This is a genomic window from Rhodoferax sp. GW821-FHT07G04 (assembly GCF_059418585.1).
The window spans coordinates 1,193,051-1,211,641 of the sequence record NZ_JBWKQD010000002.1 but is presented as its reverse complement, the minus strand read 5'-3'; the positions used below and the strand labels follow the sequence as shown (position 1 = coordinate 1,211,641).

The 18,591-nt window shown below is 65.9% G+C and carries 19 protein-coding genes; 14 read left to right on the top strand and 5 right to left on the bottom strand.

The genetic code is table 11. The features are described 5' to 3' along the window. Positions 1 to 9 precede the first annotated feature (9 nt). The 8 genes from AC07OO_RS14725 (at position 10) to AC07OO_RS14690 (ending at position 8,190) form a co-directional block, all read left to right on the top strand. On the top strand, positions 10 to 957 hold the full coding sequence (locus AC07OO_RS14725) for an ABC transporter permease (RefSeq protein ID WP_495082847.1): 948 nt from the start codon (positions 10 to 12) through the stop codon (positions 955 to 957). Then, positions 954 to 1,829 carry an ABC transporter permease gene (locus AC07OO_RS14720; protein WP_495082846.1) on the top strand — a complete coding sequence of 292 codons (876 nt, stop codon included), beginning with the start codon at positions 954 to 956 and terminating at the stop codon, positions 1,827 to 1,829. The genes AC07OO_RS14725 and AC07OO_RS14720 overlap by 4 nt, the downstream gene beginning before the upstream one ends. Next, a complete protein-coding gene (locus AC07OO_RS14715) occupies positions 1,826 to 2,989 on the top strand; it encodes an ABC transporter ATP-binding protein (RefSeq protein ID WP_495082845.1) in 1,164 nt (387 codons plus the stop codon). Before AC07OO_RS14720 ends, AC07OO_RS14715 begins: the two co-directional genes overlap by 4 nt. Beyond that, a complete protein-coding gene (locus tag AC07OO_RS14710; protein ID WP_495082844.1) occupies positions 2,986 to 3,981 on the top strand; it encodes an ABC transporter ATP-binding protein in 996 nt (331 codons plus the stop codon). The genes AC07OO_RS14715 and AC07OO_RS14710 overlap by 4 nt, the downstream gene beginning before the upstream one ends. Continuing rightward, positions 3,978 to 5,252 (top strand): amino acid deaminase, encoded by a 1,275-nt coding sequence (locus AC07OO_RS14705; protein WP_495082843.1) that lies wholly within the window; start codon positions 3,978 to 3,980, stop codon positions 5,250 to 5,252. The genes AC07OO_RS14710 and AC07OO_RS14705 overlap by 4 nt, the downstream gene beginning before the upstream one ends. Before the next feature lie 21 nt (positions 5,253 to 5,273). Continuing rightward, positions 5,274 to 6,203 (top strand): MurR/RpiR family transcriptional regulator, encoded by a 930-nt coding sequence (locus AC07OO_RS14700; protein WP_495082842.1) that lies wholly within the window; start codon positions 5,274 to 5,276, stop codon positions 6,201 to 6,203. Between the two features lie 7 nt (positions 6,204 to 6,210). Further along, entirely contained in the window at positions 6,211 to 7,707 is a 1,497-nt protein-coding gene (locus AC07OO_RS14695) for an N-acyl-D-amino-acid deacylase family protein (protein WP_495082841.1), read from the top strand. 126 nt (positions 7,708 to 7,833) lie between these two features. Then, complete coding sequence (locus AC07OO_RS14690; RefSeq protein ID WP_495082840.1) at positions 7,834 to 8,190, top strand: VOC family protein; 357 nt, start codon at positions 7,834 to 7,836, stop codon at positions 8,188 to 8,190. Positions 8,191 to 8,197: 7 nt separating this feature from the next. Here AC07OO_RS14690 and AC07OO_RS14685 read toward each other — a convergent pair whose 3' ends face one another. Beyond that, positions 8,198 to 8,596, bottom strand: coding sequence for a c-type cytochrome (locus tag AC07OO_RS14685; protein WP_495082839.1), 399 nt, complete (start codon positions 8,594 to 8,596; stop codon positions 8,198 to 8,200). Then, entirely contained in the window at positions 8,596 to 9,195 is a 600-nt protein-coding gene (locus AC07OO_RS14680; protein WP_495082838.1) for a ferritin-like domain-containing protein, read from the bottom strand. The genes AC07OO_RS14685 and AC07OO_RS14680 overlap by 1 nt, the downstream gene beginning before the upstream one ends. Positions 9,196 to 9,526: 331 nt before the next feature. Here AC07OO_RS14680 and AC07OO_RS14675 point away from each other — a divergent pair, with 331 nt between their 5' ends. Next, positions 9,527 to 10,102 (top strand): RNA polymerase sigma factor, encoded by a 576-nt coding sequence (locus tag AC07OO_RS14675; RefSeq protein WP_495082837.1) that lies wholly within the window; start codon positions 9,527 to 9,529, stop codon positions 10,100 to 10,102. Positions 10,103 to 10,113: 11 nt separating this feature from the next. Further along, entirely contained in the window at positions 10,114 to 10,908 is a 795-nt protein-coding gene (locus tag AC07OO_RS14670) for an anti-sigma factor (protein WP_495082836.1), read from the top strand. A 24-nt stretch (positions 10,909 to 10,932) separates the two neighbouring features. Here AC07OO_RS14670 and AC07OO_RS14665 read toward each other — a convergent pair whose 3' ends face one another. Genes AC07OO_RS14665 through AC07OO_RS14655 form a run of 3 tightly spaced genes read right to left on the bottom strand, consistent with a single transcriptional unit; the run spans position 10,933 to position 13,081 of the window. Further along, positions 10,933 to 11,628, bottom strand: a complete 696-nt coding sequence (locus AC07OO_RS14665) for a cupredoxin domain-containing protein (protein WP_495082835.1) — start codon at positions 11,626 to 11,628, stop codon at positions 10,933 to 10,935. A 24-nt stretch (positions 11,629 to 11,652) separates the two neighbouring features. Continuing rightward, complete coding sequence (locus AC07OO_RS14660) at positions 11,653 to 12,117, bottom strand: group I truncated hemoglobin (RefSeq protein ID WP_495082834.1); 465 nt, start codon at positions 12,115 to 12,117, stop codon at positions 11,653 to 11,655. Positions 12,118 to 12,145: 28 nt separating this feature from the next. After that, a complete protein-coding gene (locus AC07OO_RS14655; protein WP_495082833.1) occupies positions 12,146 to 13,081 on the bottom strand; it encodes a DUF3034 family protein in 936 nt (311 codons plus the stop codon). A gap of 324 nt (positions 13,082 to 13,405) precedes the next feature. Between AC07OO_RS14655 and AC07OO_RS14650 the strand changes: the two genes are divergently transcribed. The 4 genes from AC07OO_RS14650 to lpdA are packed head-to-tail and all read left to right on the top strand — an operon-like array spanning position 13,406 to position 18,437. After that, on the top strand, positions 13,406 to 14,641 hold the full coding sequence (locus AC07OO_RS14650; protein ID WP_495082832.1) for a 3-methyl-2-oxobutanoate dehydrogenase (2-methylpropanoyl-transferring) subunit alpha: 1,236 nt from the start codon (positions 13,406 to 13,408) through the stop codon (positions 14,639 to 14,641). Then, on the top strand, positions 14,638 to 15,666 hold the full coding sequence (locus AC07OO_RS14645; RefSeq protein ID WP_495082831.1) for an alpha-ketoacid dehydrogenase subunit beta: 1,029 nt from the start codon (positions 14,638 to 14,640) through the stop codon (positions 15,664 to 15,666). The genes AC07OO_RS14650 and AC07OO_RS14645 overlap by 4 nt, the downstream gene beginning before the upstream one ends. Further along, positions 15,666 to 17,027, top strand: coding sequence for a dihydrolipoamide acetyltransferase family protein (locus AC07OO_RS14640; protein ID WP_495082830.1), 1,362 nt, complete (start codon positions 15,666 to 15,668; stop codon positions 17,025 to 17,027). The genes AC07OO_RS14645 and AC07OO_RS14640 overlap by 1 nt, the downstream gene beginning before the upstream one ends. Positions 17,028 to 17,033: 6 nt before the next feature. Continuing rightward, entirely contained in the window at positions 17,034 to 18,437 is a 1,404-nt protein-coding gene (gene lpdA / locus AC07OO_RS14635; protein WP_495082829.1) for a dihydrolipoyl dehydrogenase, read from the top strand. Positions 18,438 to 18,591: the final 154 nt, after the last annotated feature.

The following is an 18,591-nucleotide window of genomic DNA, read 5'->3' as shown; positions in this document are numbered from 1 at the left end:
ACCTACACCATGCGCTTCCTGATGAAACGGCTGGCGGGTGCTGCGGTGGTGCTGGCCATCGTCGCAGTGCTGGTCTTCCTGCTGACGCGGTTGGCTGCGGGCGACCCCGTGGCCTTGCTGCTGGGGGATCAAGCCACTCCCGCCGACATTGCACAAGGGCGCGTGCAATATGGCCTGGACAAGCCGCTGCCGGTGCAATTTGCGCTGTGGGTGCAGGAGCTGCTGCAGGGCAACCTGGGCCAGTCCATCTTTCTGCAGCGCCCCGTGGCGCAGGCCTTGCTGGAGCGGGCCGAGCCCACACTGTTCCTGGCCCTGTTCGCCGTGGCCATTGCGGCCTGCATCGGCGTGCCCTGCGGCATGGCCGCGGCCATCTGGCGCGGCAGCGCGGCCGACCAGGCGCTCAGCGGCCTGGCCATGCTGGGTGCCAGCATCCCCAGCTTCTGGATGGGCTTGCTGCTGATCCAGTTGTTTGCGGTCCACCTGGGCTGGTTTCCGGCCTCGGGCTATGGCGACCCCGGCATGGGTCTGGGCCAGCGCCTGTACCACCTGGCCTTGCCGGCCCTGGTGCTGGGTGTTTTGAACTCGGCGCTGATCATCCGCTTCACGCGGGCCTCGATGCTCGACATCCTGGGCGAAGACTATGTGCGCACCGCACGGGCCAAGGGGCTGTCGGAGCTGCGCGTCATCGTGAACCACGTGCTGCGCAACGCGCTGGTGCCCATCGTCACGGTGCTGGGGCTGACCATGGCGCTGATGATTGGCGGCACGGTGGTGACCGAAACCGTGTTCAATCTGCCCGGCGTTGGCAACCTGGTCGTGCGTGCCGTGCTGCGGCGCGACTACCCGGTGGTGCAGGGCAGCCTGCTGGTGATTGCAGGCATCTATGTGGGTATCAATCTGATGATCGACTTGCTGTACACCGTGGTGGACCCACGCATCCGTCTGGAGGCGTCATGAGTGCAGGCTCTGGCTTTGTTGCCCGGCGCTGGCCGGGCCTGGCCCGCCAATTGGCGCGTCTGTTTGCGCGCAAGATTGTGCTGGCCGCTGCACTGGCGCTGGTCATGGTGCTGCTGGCTGCCATCGCCTTGCCCTGGGTGTGGGACGCCGATCCCAATGCCATCGCGGTCATGGAGCGTTTGAAAGGCCCCTCGGCTGCGCACTGGGCGGGCACCGACGAGCTGGGCCGCGATGTACTGCTGCGCATCGTGCACGGGGCGCGCTACTCGCTGCTGATTGGCGCCGCAACGGCCGCCGGTGCCGTGGTAATGGGCGCGCTGCTGGGCATACTGGCCGGCTTCTTTCCCAAGTTGGATGCACCGCTGATGCGTCTGGTGGACGCCATGATGTCCTTCCCCGACATCCTGCTGGGCATCGCGCTGGTATCCATTCTGGGTGTGTCCTTGTGGAACGTGATGCTGGCCCTGGTCGTGGTCTACACCCCGCGCGTGGCCCGCGTGGTGCGCGCCACCACGCTGGTGCTGCGCGAGCTGCTGTTCGTGGACGCGGCGCGGGCCCTGGGCGTGCGTGCCCACCGCATTTTGTGGTCACACATCCTGCCCAATCTGATGTCGCCCATCCTGGTGCAGCTGACATTCATCTTTGCCTACGCCATCCTGGCCGAGGCCGGGTTGTCGTTCCTGGGCGTTGGCGTGCCGCCCGACATTCCCACCTGGGGCACGATGATTGCCGGCAGCCTGGAGTATTCCGACAAGGCCATCTGGACGCTGCTGTTCCCCGGTCTGGCCATTGTGCTGACCGCCGTGTCGCTGCAAATGCTGGGCGATGGCGTGCGCGACATGTTGGACCCCAAATTGAAGAAAGCAGCATGAGTATGACCCCCACGCTTGTCGCTTCGCGTACTGCGCTGCCCCCCGAGGGGGCCGTGCCTGGCTTGGGGCGGCCCGGCGCTGCGGCGAGTCCGTCGAGCCAAGCGCCTCGGCTGGACGTGCGCGGCCTGTCCACATCCTTCGCCACCGATGCCGGCCGCATCCAAAGCGTGGCCGATGTCTCGTTCACGATTGCGCCGGGGCAGACGCTAGCCCTGGTCGGCGAGTCGGGTTCGGGCAAGTCGGTGACCAGCCTGTCGCTGATGGGCCTGCACGCCAAGACCTCGCAAGCCCGCATGCAGGGCGAGGCCTGGTTTGTGCGCCCCGATGGGCAGCGGGTGGACCTGCTGGCCCTGCCCGAGTCCAGCCTGCGCGCGCTGCGTGGCAACCAGATGGCGATGATCTTCCAGGAGCCCATGACCAGCCTGAACCCGGTGCTGACCATCGGTGCGCAGATTGCCGAGTCGGTGCGCCTGCACCTGAAACTCGATGGGGCTGCGGCCTTGGCCCACGCGCAGCGCATGCTGGAGCTGGTCGAAATACCGTCTGCGGCCCGGCGTGTACACGAGTACCCGCACCAGCTGTCGGGCGGCATGCGCCAGCGCGTGATGATTGCCTTGGCCATGGCCTGCAACCCCACGCTGTTGATTGCCGATGAACCCACCACCGCGCTGGACGTCACGATACAGGCACAGATCCTGGCGCTGATGGGGCGCCTGCAAAAAGAAACCGGCATGAGCCTGCTGTTCATCACGCACAACCTGGGCGTGGTGGCGCAGTATGCCGACACCGTAGCAGTGATGTATGCCGGCCGCATCGTGGAGACGGCCTCGGTGCACGCGCTGTTTGCCGCGCCCCAGCACCCCTACACCCGCGGGCTGCTGGCCTGTCTGCCCGGCGTTGCCCGCCAACGCGCAAAGACCCAGGCCCAGGCACAGGCGACCGGCCACACGATGAACCACGCACTGAGGCCGCGGCTGGAGGCCATCCCCGGCCAGGTATCCAGCCCGTTTGCACCCCCACCGGGCTGCGCCTTCGCGCCGCGCTGCACACAGCGGGTCGCTGCCTGTGATGCGCAGATGCCTGCACTGCGGCCGGTGGCACAAGGCCGCTCCGTGCGTTGCGTGCTGGCGGCTGCACAAGAGACGGAGGCCGCAGCATGAGCAACCCATCCATATTGCTGGATATCCAGGGCCTCAGCAAACACTTCGGCACCGGCAGCCACCCGGTGCGGGCGGTGGAAGACGTGAGTTTTGCCATCCACCAGGGCGAGACGCTGGGCCTGGTCGGTGAATCCGGCTCGGGCAAGAGCACCATAGGCCGTTTGTTGACACGCCTGGTGGACCCGACACAAGGGCAAATGCTGTACAGCGAACAAACGGCTGCGGGTGGCAAACCGCCGGTGGACCTGGCCCGGCTGTCGCAGGCGCAGTACCGGCCCCTGCGCTCCAAGATTCAGATCATTTTCCAGGACCCCTATGCCAGCCTGAACCCCCGCCGGCGCATACGCCAGGCGCTGGACGAGGCATTGGACACCCATGGCCTGGCAACAGGCAGCGCGCGCCTGCCGCGCATCCATGCGCTGCTGGAGCAGGTGGGCCTGCGCCCCGAGCATGCCGACCGCTACCCGCACGAGTTCTCGGGTGGCCAGCGCCAGCGCATCGGCATTGCGCGTGCCCTGGCGGTCGAGCCCCACTTCATCGTGGCCGACGAGCCGCTGTCTGCGCTGGACGTGTCCATCCAGGCCCAGGTGGTCAATCTGCTGGGCGATCTGAAGGCGCAACTGGGCCTGACCATCCTGTTCATCTCGCATGACCTGGATGTCGTGGAATACATCTGCGACCGCGTCGTGGTGCTCTACCTGGGCCGCGTCATGGAGATCGCGCCCACAGAGGCGCTGTATGCGCGGCCCCAGCACCCCTATACCCAGGCCCTGCTGGCTGCGGCACCGGTGCCCGACCCCACGCAGCGCCGCACCGTCATCCCCTTGCAGGGCGACCTGCCTAGCCCGGCCCATCCGCCGTCGGGCTGCGTGTTCCGCACCCGCTGCCCCCAGGCGGTGGAACAATGTGCGTCCACCGCCACCCGCTTGCAAGAGGTGGCGCCCGGCCATTGGAACGCCTGCTGGCGCACGACGCAGAACCCCACGCTATGACTACGACTGACTTCATACTCGACCACCACGCCAAAGGCTACCCCGTGGCCGCGGCAGCCTGCCGCGCCAGCGAGCTGGCCACCAAGGGCTGGAACGTGCTGGCCAATGACCTGCCGCTGCCGCTGGCCGTCCTCAAACGCAGCGCCTTGCAGCACAACCTGGCCTGGATGCAGGACTTCGCCAAGCGCAAGGGCGTGCAACTGGCGCCGCACGGAAAAACCAGCATGTCGCCCGAGCTTTTCCAGATGCAATTGCAGGCCGGTGCCTGGGGCCTGAGTTTCGCCACCGTCTACCAGGCAGCCGTGGGTGTGCGGGCCGGCGCGCGGCGCATCATCATCGCCAACCAGGTGCTGTGCGATGCGGACCTGGCCGCCCTGCAGGCCCTGCGTGCGCAGCACAGCGACTTGCGTGTGTGGTTCCTCGTCGATTCGCTGGCGCAACTGGCATTGATCGAAGACTGGGCCGCGCGCCATGCACCCCAGCCAGCATTGGATGTGCTGTTGGAGATGGGCATTGCCGGTTACCGCACCGGCTGCCGCACGCAAGACGAAGCGCTGCAATTGGCCCATGCCATCGCCCGCTCGCCGGCCGTGCGCCTGTGCGGCGTGGAGTGCTACGAGGGCGGTGCAGCGAACTGTGACAACGACCGTGATGTGCACGAAGTCAGCGCCCTGGTGCGCCGCGTCAGTGATGTGGTGCGCCTCTGCGATGCCCAGCACCTGTTTGCCGATGACGACATCCTGGTCACGGCCGGCGGCTCCGCGGTGTTTGATTTGGTCTTGCCGCTGCTGCGTCTGCAAAGCCTGTCCAAATCCCTGCTGGGTGTGCTGCGCTCGGGCTGCTACATCACCCACGACCATGGCAACTACACCCGCTTTTTGGCCCTGCTGGAAAAGCGCGAGGGCCTGCAAAACTCTCTGCTGCCAGCGCTGGAGGTTTGGACCCTGGTGCAGTCGGTGCCCGAGCCCGGTCTGGCCCTGTTGACCGGCGGCCGGCGCGACCTGTCCTACGACCTGGAAATGCCCATCCCCCAGCAACTGGCCTTGCGCGGCGCGGCCGTGGCGTCAGTTGTGCCCGCGGACTGGAAGATCAGTGCGCTCAACGACCACCACGCCTACCTGCGATTTGACCCACAAGGGCCTGTGCCCCAGGTGGGTGACCGCGTGTCCCTCGGTATCTCGCACCCGTGCACCACCTTTGACAAGTGGCGCTGGCTGCCGCTGGTGGAAGACAACGGCAGCGTCACCGGCGCGGTGCAGACCCTGTTTTGATTTTGATGGAGCGTGCCTGTAGTGAATAACTCCCTGCCCCAAGGCCTGTTGCGCCAGATGCGCGAAGCCCTGCCCACGCTGCCCGGCGCGCAACGCAAGGTGGTGCAGGTCATGCTGCAAGACCCCTCTGCCGCAGCGGCGTCCACTGTCGAGCAGTTGGCCGCGCAGGCCGATGTCTCCATGCCCACCATCGTGCGCACCTGCCGCAGCTTTGGACACGACACCGTGCGCGACTTCATGCTGGCGCTGGCGCAAGATCTGGCCGTGTCGGGCTCGCACCTGCACCGCAGCGTGGCGGACGACGACTCGGCCCAGCAGGTGGCCAGCAAGATCATCCAGGCCGCGGTGGCCTCGCTCAGCGAACTCGGGCGGCGTGTGGACACCGACGCCATCGACCGCGTGGCCACGCACCTGGCCCAGGCCCAGCGCATCGATTGCTATTCGGTGGGCGCAGCGTCCACCTTCATGGCCCACGAGCTGGAGAGCCGCCTGTTCCGTCTGGGCCGCCCCGCCCACGCGATCTTCGACGCGCACCAGCAACTGGTGTCGGCCAGCACGCTGGGGCCGCACGGCGTGGCCTTTGTGATCTCGCATGTAGGCAGCATGCCCTACACGCTGGAGGCCGCCAAGTTCGCGCGCTCCCAGGGCGCCACCGTGGTGGCGCTCACGCAGCCCGACACGCCGCTGGCCCAGATTGCCGATGTGGTGCTGGCCGTCAGCGTGCCACCAGACGCGGTGATGCGTGTAGGCACCGAAGCCTATCTGGCGCACCTGGTCGTCATAGAAATCTTGATGGTGCGCCTGGCCCAACAACTGGGGCCACGTGTGGCGCATGGCCTGCAGCAATTCAAACACCTGCTGCACAAGCACGGCTTTGACAGCGCCGAATACGCCGGCTTCACCGAGAGTGGCACATCCCCGCTGCCCCACGACCCCGAGGCGGGCGCCTGAGAGACCCATGGCAGAACAACAGGCTACGCTGCTGTGTAACGGGCTCCTGGTGGACGGCGACAACACGCCCGGCCGGCTGGCCGACGTGCTGCTCCAGGGCGAACGCATTCTGGCCGTTGGTGCGCCCGGCCAACTGGATGTGGAGCGCCTGGCAGGCGCTGGTGCAGGCTTCACGCAAGTGGATTGCAGCGGCAAGGTGATCGCCCCCGGCTTCATCGACGTGCACACGCACGACGACGCGGCCGTGCTGGACGCACCTGACATGCTGCCCAAGCTGTCCCAAGGCATTACCACGGTGATCACCGGCAACTGCGGTATCTCGCTGGTGCCCATGGTCAGTGCAGAGCCGCAGGCGCCGCTGTCCTTGCTGGGCAAGCAGCAGTTCCGGTTTGCGGGTGTTGCGGCCTATGCCCAGGCGGTGGATGCGGAGCATCCCGCGGTCAATGTGGCTGCCCTGGTGGGGCACACGGCCTTGCGCATGTGCCATATGGCGCGACTGGACCGGCCGGCCACCCCGCAGGAGCGGGATGCCATGGCCGGTGATCTGCAACGGGCGATGGACGATGGAGCCTTGGGCCTGTCCTCGGGTGTGTTCTACCAAGAGGCCTATGCGGCCGATCAGGAAGAATTGACGGCATTGGCCTGCGTGGCCGCGCGCGCCGGCGGCATCTACGCCACCCACATCCGCGACGAGCTGGCCGGCATCTTGCCAGCGCTGCAAGAGGCTGCATTGACGGCCCGTCAGGCGGGCTTGCCGCTGGTGCTGTCGCACCACAAATGCGCTGGCCCTGCCAACTGGGGGCGCACGCGGGAGACCCTGCCGTTCATCGACCGCCTGGCCGAACACCAGGACGTGAGCATGGACGTCTACCCCTATACCGCGGGCTCCACCGTGCTGCGTGCAGACCTGGTCGACGGCGTCATCGACATCCTGATCACCGGCAGCCAACCCCACCCCGAGATGGCCGGACGCTACCTGGCCGATATCGCGCAGCACTGGGGCGTGAGTCAGCAAGAGGCCTGCCAGCGCCTGATGCCGGGCGGTGCCTGCTACTTCCAGATGCGCGAGGACGACGTGGAGCGCGTCATCGCCCACCCGCTGTCCATGGTCGGCTCCGACGGCCTGCCGCACGACGAGCGGCCCCACCCGCGCCTGTGGGGTGCCTTCCCCCGCGTGCTGGCCAGCTACTGGCGCGAGAAGGGTGTCTTGCAACTGGAGCAGGCCATCCACAAGATGAGCGGCCTGTCGGCCCGGCGCTTCCGGCTGGATGCGCGCGGCGTGGTGCGCCCCGGCAATTACGCCGACATCGTGGTGTTCGACCCCGCCAAGGTCAAGGACATGGCCACCTATGAAAACCCCCTGCAGCGCAGCGCGGGCATTGAGCAGGTGTGGGTCAATGGCGTGCTCAGCTACAGCCCGCAAGACAGCGGGGCTGGCGTGGTGGCACGGGCCGGGCGCTTTATCCGGCGGGGTGGGGCGCAAGCAGCGAGGCACGGCGCATAGATGTGCTATGTATTTGATAGCTACTGAAGACTATTCCACGAGGGCTAGGGCTCAAAATCGCTAAGTGTGTTTGGCTCATTGAGACTATCTATACTGGGCACTTCCATGTACCGAAGGGAGATGCCAATGCGGGTTCGTTCCAACTACTTCAAGGTCGACAACATGCAAGCCGAGGTGGCGTTCTGGAGCAGCCTGCTGCAGATGGAACCCATCAAGGTCAGCACGCATTGGTCGGAGTTTTTGATCGGCGCCACGCGCATTGGCTTCTTGCTCAACGACTTTGGCGACAAGCTGGTGGGCTGCAGCAGCGTGCCGGTGCTGGAGGTGGACGAGGGCACCATGGACGCCACCGTGGCGCGGGCCAAGGCCGCGGGTGCCACGGTGGTGCTGGATGGCCTGGCCAACCCCAAGATGAACAGCATCGTGCTGGCATCGCCGGGCGGCCATGAGTTCGAGCTGTGCAACTGCAAGGCGCACGACTGATCTCCAGCTACCGGGCTTTGCCCGGCCCATCCTTGCCCTTGGCGCTCAGATACGCCACCAGGTCTTCGCGGTCTGTTGCCGTCTCCACGCGGTAGCCCATGCGCTGGCCCGGCACCACCGTCTCGGGGTCGGTCAGCCAGGCCAATAGCAGCTTGCGGTTCCAGCGGTGCTTGGCACCCGCCAGTGCGGGGGAGTAGGCATAGTCCTTGGCTGTGCCGGCCTTGCGGCCCACCACCGTCTGCAAGGCCGGGCCGACCCGGTTCTCGTCCAGGCTGTGGCAGGCCGTGCAGCGCGACTCAAACAGCGTCTGGCCGCGTGCTGCGGACTGGACCTGGGCGGTAGCCCACGGCCCAGCGGCGGCCAGTAGCGCTAGGCACAGGCCAACTGAGTCTTGCTGCAACCGCATCAGGCACCAAACGACAGCGCGCCAGCGGGCAGGGGGCGGCCCAGCGCGCCGGTCAGTGCGGTGTAGTGCATGGTCTCATCGGCCGCCAGGCGGGCGGCGACCTTGGCCAGGTCTTTGCTGCCAAAGGCGGGGATCACGCCCAGGTAGGCATTGATGGCGCCCAGCTCCAGGCGGGCGGCCAGATCCAGCACGTCGGTCTGGTTTTTGAGGGTGTCTGCCTTCAAGGCCTTGGCATAGTCCTCCAGCTTCTTCTCTGCGACCGGTGTGCCGCCCATCTTCTGGATGGTGGCGATCAGCGCGTCGCGGTGGGCCTTGTGGTCGGCCTGAAAGCGCACGGCCACATCGAGCACGCCCTTTTGCAGCAGGCCGCTGCCGGCACCCAGCTGGTAGGCGTTGATGGCCTCGTGCTCCAGGCCCAGGGCCACATTGAGGATGCCCACGTCTTTGGACAGGTCGGCGGACGCGCCTTGGGCCATGGCGTCGCGCCCGGCCAGCATAGCAACGGCCACGGCCGACAGGGTGCCGGTGTGGCTGAGAAAGGCGCGGCGCGCGGTGGGGGATGCGGGGCTGGCGGTGAGGGTTTGGATCACTGAGGGCATGGTTTTCTCCTGGGTGGTTGCTTGTGTTGACTGGGTATGTGGGGCGCAAAGATTCGTACCCCGCACCCTTGCAATACGCGGCGGCCCCGGTCGCGGATGCGATCGCCCCACTGCGCCGCTCGGGTTTGAATCCAAGTGCCGCCGGGCTGCGTAGTCAGTAGGTGATTTGTGTGATGGAAAACCCGTATTCCCAGGTAGTGCCTTTATGTATTTATCCCCTAGCCCCCGTGAAATGGGCGTAACCCGCTATGCATTTGATAGTAATGCCCCTGTGCCCTCCACCTCTGCGTTTGCCAATCGGCATGCCCACCTGTTCCTTCACAATGCGAACATGAACACCGACTCCAACGACGCCCTGCTGATCGCCCTGCTGGAGCGTGTGGCCCAGCAGGACGATGCAGCCCTCAAGGTCTTGTACCGCCAGTGCGCGCCCAAGCTGTATGGCCTGGCGCTGCGCGTCGTTACCCACCGCGATTGGGCCGAAGACGTGTTGCAAGAGGCGTTCTTGAGCATCTGGCGCTCGGCCGCCGACTACCGTGCCTCGCTAAGCCCGCCCATGGCCTGGATGGGCCTGATCGTGCGCAGCCGTGGGCTGGACCTGCTGCGCCGGCGCACGGCCGACCGCAGCCATGTGACGCAGGAGCTGGACGATGCCTTGAGCGCCACGTTGGCCGACGACGCACCCAACCCCATGGACACCACCCAGGCCAGCGAACAGGCCTGGGCCCTGCACCAATGCCTGGCGCGCCTGGATAACAAGCAGCGCGAGGTGGTGAGCCTGGCCTATGTGCGCGACCTCAGCCATGGCGAGCTGGCCCAGCAACTGAGCCTGCCGCTAGGCACGGTCAAGACCTGGATACGCCGTGGCCTGGACCAGTTGCGCCTGTGCATGGCGCGCTTTGCTTGAAGGAGATCACGATGAACCTCCTGAAGAACCCCGAACTCTTGGATCACCTTTCCAGCGCCTATGCCTTGGGCACGCTGCGGGGCGGCGCCCGCCGCCGCTTCGAGGCCCTGGCGCGCGAGCAGGCGCCCATACGCGCTGCCGCGCTGATCTGGCAAAGCCGCCTCTCCAGCATCAATGAATTGCAACCCCAGGTGCAGCCCGATGGTGCGGTCTGGACCCGCATCCACAACCTGGTGCAGAGTGAGAAGGCCAGCAGTGCCCAGGCGGCGGTGCGCGCCCAAGCCGTTGCCACAGAGGCTCGGGCCGGTGGCCTCGCGGCCTGGCTGCGCAGCCTGACGCTGTGGCGCACGGCCTCGGCTCTGGGCGCGCTGGCCACCGTGGCGGCCATCACCGTGAATGTGGGCCAGCGCCAGGAGTTTGGCGGTGAGATTGCGCGCCTGCAAAACCAGTTGTTGGCCGCACCGCAGATCGAATACGTGGCCGTGCTGGCCGACGACCAGGCCGCAGCCTCCATGCTGGTCACTTTCGATCCCAAGGCCCAGAAGCTGACGCTGCAGCGCGTGGGTGCCTATCAGGAGGCGGGCGACCGCTCGCTGCAACTGTGGGCACTGCCGCCCACCGGTGGCCCCAAGTCCCTGGGCGTGCTGGGTCGTGACAAACTGCTGCGCCTGACGGCCGGCGAGCGCGATGTGCGCGAAGTGCCTACGCTGGCCATCAGCCTGGAGCCCAAGGGTGGCGTGCCCAGCGAAACGGGCCCCACTGGGCCTGTGCTGTTCAAGGGTGCCTTGATCCAGAAGATGCTGTAAGAGCCCGCAGCCGGGCTCTGTGCCTCAAGTCCGGCGGCGCCGGGGCACCACATCCAACTGGAACGTCAGCTTGGCGGGGGCCGCACCCACCACCATGGGTTGTGGTGCCTTCTCCACGAGCTGGATAGCATGCCAGACCTTGACGCTGGCCGCACCATCGGGCACGTCCTCCACTACGGCCACGCCGTTGGCCTCGGTCTTCACTGTCCATGGCGACTCGGCCACATAGACATGGCCGCTCATCGATCCGTGGATGAAGCAGCCCAGCAGCACCGCACCCATCGCACCGGGCTTGTCCAGCGTCAGCACGGTGGAGCTGGCGGGCTTGCCCTCGCTCTTGCCCTCTAGCCGCAGCGACAGGCCGTCGGCCGGATTGGGTGTGGCGCTGGCCAGCGTGCCGGGCAGGGTCATGCGCACATGGTGGTCCCAGGCGTCGTTGTTGGTGAAGCGCACCTTGGCCCCCACACCGACAACGGTCACGTTGGGGATGAACTGCATCTTCTCCTGGTTGACATTGGCGGCCAGCGGCAGCGCCGCCTTCTTGGCCGCACCGGGGGCACTGGGGTGCACGATGACGACGGCATCGGGCACGGGCTTGCCGTCTTTGTCCAGCACCAGCACTTCCAGCGTGCCGGCCTGGGACAGGCCTGCCAGCGTCAGCGCCGCCACAGCAGAAGCGATGGTGCGCAGTGGCCTTTTCTGTTGCAGTTTGTCGGTCATGGCGTCTTGCCTTTCTTGTTTCATTTACTTGACGGTGATCACATCGCGGTGCAGCGGCGCCAGCTTGGCCAGCAACTGGTTCTGTGCGGTGAACGGAATGCCGCGGGCATCCATCGCACTTTGCAGCACTTCCACCAGGGCATTGAAGTCGCTCTTGGTGATGTCCAGGTTGCCGTGGACCGTCTTCATGTCTGCGCCCTTGTAGACGCAGGGGCCACCCATTGCGGCGCAGAACTGGTCCACCAGTTGCTCCTTGACGCGCTGCTGGTTGGCGGGTTTGAAGTGGGGGCCGGTGCGCGGGTCGGCCAGCAGCCGCACCATGAATTCGTCCATCAACTGCACCAGGCCGGCCTTGCCGCCGAAGCTGTCGAACAAGGGGCTGTTGGCCGCTGTCGGAGCGGATGCGGTCTGGGCCAAGGCAGGCATGGCGATGCAGGCCGACGCAGCCAGCATCAGGGTGGGGACGAGGGTGGTGAATGTTTTTTTCATGGGAATCTTTGCGTAAAAAAGGGATGGGTTAGAACGCGAACTGGGCCGACAGGTAATAGCCGCTCTGGTTGCGCGCCGCCGTCACGCCGGGCACGATGCGGCCCAGGTCGGCATAGGCCAGCGTCACTGACACGTTCTTGTTGGGCGCCCAGGCCAGGAAGAGGTCTTTCCACGGGTCTTCGGCCAAGCCCTTGCCCAGGCCGGCGGCCTGGCCCAGGTCTTCCAGATTGTTGGGCTTGGCGCGGTACTCAGCGCCGATCGCCCAGTTCTTGCTCAGCAGGTAGGCCACCGACACCTCGGGTACCCACGAGCGGCCGTCTTTGCCCGGCGCGGCGGAGCCAAAGCCCAGCAGACCGTTCTGGTTGGCATTGGTGTTGCGCAGCGTGGCGTTCAGCAGCACGCCCTGGGCCAGGAACAGCTTGGTGGCGCTGACATAGAAGTCCGTGCCATTGGTCTTGGTGTCCAGGAAATTGAAGACTGAGTTCAGCGAGCCGGGCGTCACCGACTTGTATTCCAGGCCCACGGCGATCTGCGGCATCAGCGTGTCGCTGTCCAGCACGGCGTCACCCGCCACCTTGACCTTCACGCCCACCACGTCCATCTGGATGTGCTGGCCCGGTGTCACGCCAAACGGGGCCACGCCATTGAGCGCAATCGCGGGCGAGGCGTCAAAGTCTTGCCGGGCCAGCGACAGCTCCACCCGGTCGTGGATGCCCACGGCCGCGCCATAGACGTTCAGCCCAAAGTCCTGTGTCGTGGTGCGGGTCACAAAGGCCGAGCCGCCGATTTCGCCCGCCGTGGCATTGCTGCCAATCACGGCCCAGGGCGTCAGCCCCCCGCCGGCCGCGCCGTCGATGGAGCTGACTCCGCCGGTCAGCAGCAGCTTGCCGGTGTCTGCCTGGGCAGCGGTGGTGCAGGCCAGCCCGGCGGCGCCGAGCAGGAGCACAGTGGTCATATGTTTCATAGAAGTCCTTCAAGGGTTGAATGCAGGTAAGGGGGAGGGGCAGTCCGCCACGCCGGCAGCGGGATGCGCGGGCGTGGCGGTATCTGTGTTGGGATACGCAGCGCAGCCCCGTCTGGATTCAGGACTAAGGGAAAACCGTCAGAAAATTTTCAGCCAGGTCACCGGCCGGTGGCCCCGGCCGCGGTTATGCTCCTGACCGCACGCAAACCCCATGGCGATCCCGTGGGGTTTGCTGTATTGTCAGATTGAGTTTGGCTACCCGCCAAGTCTTCAGTCCATCTTGAAACCTGCTGCAGGACACGACCCTGCAAGGAGTAAAAGCGTATGCCGCCGTATGAGCCGTTGCGTCTGCACGTGCCCGAGCCCACTGGGCGACCGGGACACGACACGGACTTTTCCTACCTCCCCCTTTCTGAAGCCGGCGCCGTCCGACGCCCCCCGGTTGATGCGCAAGCCGCACAGACCAGCGACCTGGCCTTCACGCTGATACGGGTGCTCGACAAGGACGGCAACGCAGTCGGCCCCTGGGCGCCGAACCTGAGCGTGGACCAGTTGCGCAAGGGCCTGCGCCACATGATCAAGACGCGTGCCTTCGACGCCCGCATGCAGATCGCGCAGCGGCAGAAGAAGATGTCGTTCTACATGCTGTCCCTGGGCGAAGAGGCCATCTCGTGCGCCCACGCCATGGCACTGACGGATGGCGACATGTGCTTCCCCACCTACCGCCAGCAAGGCCTGCTCCTGGCCCGTGACGACTGCAATATGGTGGAGATGATCTGCCAGTTGTACTCCAACGAAAACGATCCGTTGAAGGGCCGCCAACTGCCGGTCATGTACTCCAGCAAGAAGCAGGGCTTCTTCTCCATCTCCGGCAACCTGGCCACGCAGGTGATCCAGGCCGTGGGCTGGGCCATGGCTTCGGCCATCAAGGGCGACACCAAGGTCGCGTCCAGCTGGATCGGCGATGGCGCCACCGCCGAGGCCGATTTCCACACCGGCGTCACCTTTGCCCACGTCTACCGCGCGCCGGTGATCCTGAACGTGGTCAACAACCAGTGGGCCATCTCCACCTTCCAGGCCATTGCCGGTGGCGAGGGCACGACCTTCGCCGCGCGCGGCGTGGGCAGCGGCATTGCGTCGCTGCGCGTCGATGGCAACGACTACCTGGCGGTGTACGCCGCATCCCAATGGGCGCTGGAGCGTGCGCGCCGCAACCTCGGGCCTACGCTGATCGAATGGGTTACCTACCGCGCAGGACCCCACTCCACATCCGACGACCCCAGCAAGTACCGGCCCGCCAATGACCCGGCGCGCTTCCCGCTGGGCGACCCCATCGCCCGCCTGAAGCAGCACCTGATCAAGATCGGTGCCTGGTCCGATGCCGAGCACGATGCCGCGCAGAAGGAGCTGGAAGCCGAAGTCACGGCTGCGCAGAAGGAAGCCGAACGCTATGGCACGCTGGCCGATGGCCACGTGCGCAGCCCGGCTGAGATGTTTGAAGATGTTTACAAGGACATGCCGGCACACCTGCGCCAGCAGCGCCAGGAGCTGGGAATATGAGCACGGAAAATTCGACCCCAATGACAATGATCCAGGCGCTGCGCAGCGCCATGGACGTGATGCTGGAGCGCGACGACAACGTCGTCATCTACGGCCAGGACGTGGGCTACTTCGGCGGCGTGTTCCGCTGCACCGAAGGCCTGCAAAAGAAGTACGGCACCTCGCGTGTGTTCGATGCCCCCATCTCCGAGGGCGGCATTGTCGGCACCGCGGTGGGCATGGGCGCCTACGGTTTGCGCCCGGTCATCGAGATCCAGTTCGCGGATTACGTCTACCCCGCCACCGACCAGATCGTGTCCGAGGCGGCGCGCCTGCGCTACCGCTCGGCCGGTGACTTCACCTGCCCCATGACGATACGCATGCCCTGCGGCGGCGGCATCTACGGCGGGCAGACGCACAGCCAGAGCCCCGAGGCCATGTTCACCCAGGTCTGCGGTCTGCGCACGGTGATGCCGTCCAACCCGTACGACGCCAAGGGCCTGCTGATTGCCTCCATCGAGAACGACGACCCCGTCATATTTTTGGAACCCAAGCGCCTGTACAACGGCCCGTTCGATGGCCACCACGACAAACCCGTCGTGCCCTGGTCCAAACACCCCATGGGCAATGTGCCCGAGGGTTACTACACCGTGCCGCTGGACACCGCGGCCATCTTCCGCCCGGGCAAGGCCCTGACCGTGATCGCCTATGGCACCATGGTCTATGTGTCGGAAGCGGCCGCCGCCGAGAGCGGCGTGGACGCTGAAATCATCGACCTGCGGTCCATCTGGCCGCTGGATCTGGAGACCATTGTGAATTCCGTGAAGAAGACCGGCCGTTGCGTCGTGGTGCACGAGGCCACCAAGACCAGCGGCTTTGGCGCCGAGCTGGTGTCGCTGATCCAGGAGCATTGCTTCTACCACCTGGAGGCGCCGATCGAGCGTGTCGCCGGTTGGGACACACCCTATCCGCACGCCCAGGAATGGGACTATTTTCCCGGCCCCAAGCGGGTCGCTGAAGCGTTCAAACGCGTGATGGAGGCATGATGGGAATCCATATCATCAAGATGCCCGACATCGGCGAAGGCATTGCAGAAGTCGAACTGGTTGCCTGGCATGTGAAGGTGGGCGACATGGTGGTCGAGGACCAGGTCCTGGCCGATGTGATGACCGACAAGGCCACGGTGGAGATTCCCTCCAGCGTGTCCGGCAAGGTGCTGGCTTTGGGTGGCGCCGTGGGCCAGGTCATGGCCGTGGGTTCCGAGGTCATCCGCATTGAAGTGGAAGGCGCGGGTAATCTGAAGGAGGGGGCTGCAGCCCCCGCAGCTGCCGCGCCTGCACCGGCCGCTGCCGCAGCGCCTGCCAAGGCACCGGCGGGGACACCCGCTCCTACGCCGGCACTCGCTGCAGCCCCGGTTGCCGCGGCCTCAGCCAAGGCGGCACCAGCCCCTGCGGCCACAGCCCCCGCCCGCAATGGCAACGGCAATGGCAATGGCGCCAAGGCACCTGCGGCCTTGGTGCGTGCCCCTGGCGACAAGCCCATTGCCTCACCCGCCGTGCGCCGCGCGGCTTGGGACCTGGGCGTGGAACTGCAGTTCGTGCCCGGCACCGGCACGGCGGGCCGCATCACACACGAAGACCTGCAGGCCTATGTGACCCGCGCCCAGAGCCAGCCGTCCGGTGTGGCTGATCAGCGTTATGCGCAACGCCTGGACGAGCAGACCGTGCCCGTCATCGGCCTGCGCCGCAAGATCGCGCAGAAGATGCAGGAGGCCAAGCGTCGCATTCCGCATTTCACGTATGTGGAAGAAGTTGACATGACGGAGCTGGAAGCCCTGCGCGTCAAGCTCAATGCCCAGCACGGCAAGGAGCGCGGCCGCCTGACGGTGCTGCCTTTCCTGGTGCGCGCCATGGTGTTGGCCGTGCGCTCGCACCCCGAGGTGAATGCCCGTTATGACGACGAGGCCGCGGTGGCCACGCGCTATGGCGCGGTGCACTTAGGGGTTGCCACGCAGACCGAAGGCGGCCTGATGGTGCCGGTGATGCGCCATGCCGAAACGCTGGACCTGTGGGCCTGTGCCGCCGAGGTCACACGCCTGGCCGAGGCCGCACGCACCGGCAAGGCCACGCGCGACGAGCTGACTGGCTCCACGATCACGCTGACCAGCCTGGGTGCATTGGGCGGCATCGTCAGCACACCGGTGATCAACCACCCCGAGGTGGGCATCGTCGGTGTCAACCGCATGGTCGAACGCCCCATGGTGCGCAATGGCGCCGTCGTGGTGCGCCAGATGATGAACCTGTCCTCGTCCTTCGACCACCGCGTGGTGGACGGCATGAACGCGGCGGAATTTGTACAAAAGATACGTGGCTACCTGGAATGTCCGGCCACCTTGTTTGTGGAGTAAGCGGACATGGATATTCAACACACTACGTTATTGGTCATAGGCGGCGGCCCCGGCGGCTACATCACCGCCATTCGCGCCGCGCAACTGGGCATCGCCACCACGCTGGTCGAAGGTGAACAGCTGGGCGGCACCTGCCTGAACATTGGCTGCATTCCATCCAAGGCCATGATCCACGCGGCCGAGGCCTTCCACCAGGCGCACCACTTCATGGGTGACAGCACGCTGGGCATCCATGTAGAGGGCGCACGCATCGACGTGACGCAGACCGTGCGCTGGAAAGATGGCATCGTCGCGCGGCTCACCGGCGGCGTGGGCGCCTTGCTGAAGAAGCACGGTGTCAAGGTCGTCAAGGGTTGGGCCACCATCGTGGACGGCAAGACCGTGGACGTGGCCAAGGACGGCGCCGACACGGCACCCGTGCGCATCCAGGGCGAGCACATCGTGCTGGCCACGGGTTCAGTCGAGCTGGGCCTGCCCGGCATGCCGTTTGGCGGCCGCGTCATCTCGTCCACACAGGCCTTGTCGCCCGACAGCATCCCCAAGAAGTTGGTGGTGGTGGGCGGCGGCTACATCGGCCTGGAGCTGGGCCTGGTCTACCGCAAGCTGGGCAGCGACGTGACCGTGGTGGAGGCGCAAGACCGCATCCTGCCGCTGTACGACGAAGAACTGACCAAGCCCGTGGCCGCATCTCTGCGCAAGCTGGGCGTGCAGGTGCAACTGGGCAGCAAAGTCCAGGGCCTGAACACCGCTGGCGATGCCGTGCGTGTGCAAGATGCTGCAGGCCGCGAGAGTGAGCTGGCGGCTGACCAGGTGCTGGTCGCCATCGGCCGCGTGCCCCACACCCACGGCTGGGGGCTGGAGAAGCTGATGCTGGCCATGAATGGCCGCTCCATCCAGGTCGACGACCAGTGCCGCACTTCCATGCGCAACGTCTGGGCGATTGGCGATTTGACGGGCGAGCCCATGCTGGCCCACCGGGCAATGGCGCAGGGGGAAATGGTGGCGGAAATCATTTCGGGTAAACGCCGCCATTTCACCCCTGCGGCCATCGCTGCGGTCTGCTTCACCGACCCCGAGGTGGTGGTGGCAGGGCAAACGCCCACGGACGCGGCCAAGGCCGGGTTGGACTGCATCACGGCCCAGTTCCCGTTCGCGGCGAATGGCCGCGCCATGACGCTGGAATCCACCGATGGCTTTGTGCGCGTCGTCGCCCGCCGCGACAACCACCGCATCGTCGGCTGGCAGGCGGTGGGTGCGGGTGTGTCGGAGTTGAGCACGGCCTTCTCACACTCGCTGGAGATGGGCGCCACGCTGGAAGATGTGGCCCACACCATCCACGCACACCCCACGCTGGGTGAGGCGGTGCAAGAGGCAGCGCTGCGCGCGCTGGGGCACGCGCTGCATATCTAGCGCGGTGGCATGCAATGGGGCGGCCGGTGCGCTGGCTGCCCCATTTATACCTAATTTGGGTTTATTGAGGCTCTGTCGAAGAGATTTTTAGTAAAATTGGCCTCTAGCCCTCGTCAAATATGCTTGTGTTGCTCCTAAATCAGGAGTAATCCTC

Coding starts and splice junctions, on each gene's coding strand:
- AC07OO_RS14715 (WP_495082845.1), top strand. CDS start 1,826: ATGAGTATGACCCCCACGCTTGTCGCTTCGCGTACTGCGCTGCCCCCC.
- AC07OO_RS14650 (WP_495082832.1), top strand. CDS start 13,406: ATGCCGCCGTATGAGCCGTTGCGTCTGCACGTGCCCGAGCCCACTGGG.
- AC07OO_RS14645 (WP_495082831.1), top strand. CDS start 14,638: ATGAGCACGGAAAATTCGACCCCAATGACAATGATCCAGGCGCTGCGC.
- AC07OO_RS14680 (WP_495082838.1), bottom strand. CDS start 9,195: ATGCCCTCAGTGATCCAAACCCTCACCGCCAGCCCCGCATCCCCCACC.
- AC07OO_RS14720 (WP_495082846.1), top strand. CDS start 954: ATGAGTGCAGGCTCTGGCTTTGTTGCCCGGCGCTGGCCGGGCCTGGCC.
- AC07OO_RS14685 (WP_495082839.1), bottom strand. CDS start 8,596: ATGCGGTTGCAGCAAGACTCAGTTGGCCTGTGCCTAGCGCTACTGGCC.
- AC07OO_RS14660 (WP_495082834.1), bottom strand. CDS start 12,117: ATGAAAAAAACATTCACCACCCTCGTCCCCACCCTGATGCTGGCTGCG.
- AC07OO_RS14690 (WP_495082840.1), top strand. CDS start 7,834: ATGCGGGTTCGTTCCAACTACTTCAAGGTCGACAACATGCAAGCCGAG.
- AC07OO_RS14695 (WP_495082841.1), top strand. CDS start 6,211: ATGGCAGAACAACAGGCTACGCTGCTGTGTAACGGGCTCCTGGTGGAC.
- AC07OO_RS14655 (WP_495082833.1), bottom strand. CDS start 13,081: ATGAAACATATGACCACTGTGCTCCTGCTCGGCGCCGCCGGGCTGGCC.
- AC07OO_RS14640 (WP_495082830.1), top strand. CDS start 15,666: ATGGGAATCCATATCATCAAGATGCCCGACATCGGCGAAGGCATTGCA.
- AC07OO_RS14725 (WP_495082847.1), top strand. CDS start 10: ATGCGCTTCCTGATGAAACGGCTGGCGGGTGCTGCGGTGGTGCTGGCC.
- lpdA (WP_495082829.1), top strand. CDS start 17,034: ATGGATATTCAACACACTACGTTATTGGTCATAGGCGGCGGCCCCGGC.
- AC07OO_RS14705 (WP_495082843.1), top strand. CDS start 3,978: ATGACTACGACTGACTTCATACTCGACCACCACGCCAAAGGCTACCCC.
- AC07OO_RS14710 (WP_495082844.1), top strand. CDS start 2,986: ATGAGCAACCCATCCATATTGCTGGATATCCAGGGCCTCAGCAAACAC.
- AC07OO_RS14675 (WP_495082837.1), top strand. CDS start 9,527: ATGAACACCGACTCCAACGACGCCCTGCTGATCGCCCTGCTGGAGCGT.
- AC07OO_RS14670 (WP_495082836.1), top strand. CDS start 10,114: ATGAACCTCCTGAAGAACCCCGAACTCTTGGATCACCTTTCCAGCGCC.
- AC07OO_RS14665 (WP_495082835.1), bottom strand. CDS start 11,628: ATGACCGACAAACTGCAACAGAAAAGGCCACTGCGCACCATCGCTTCT.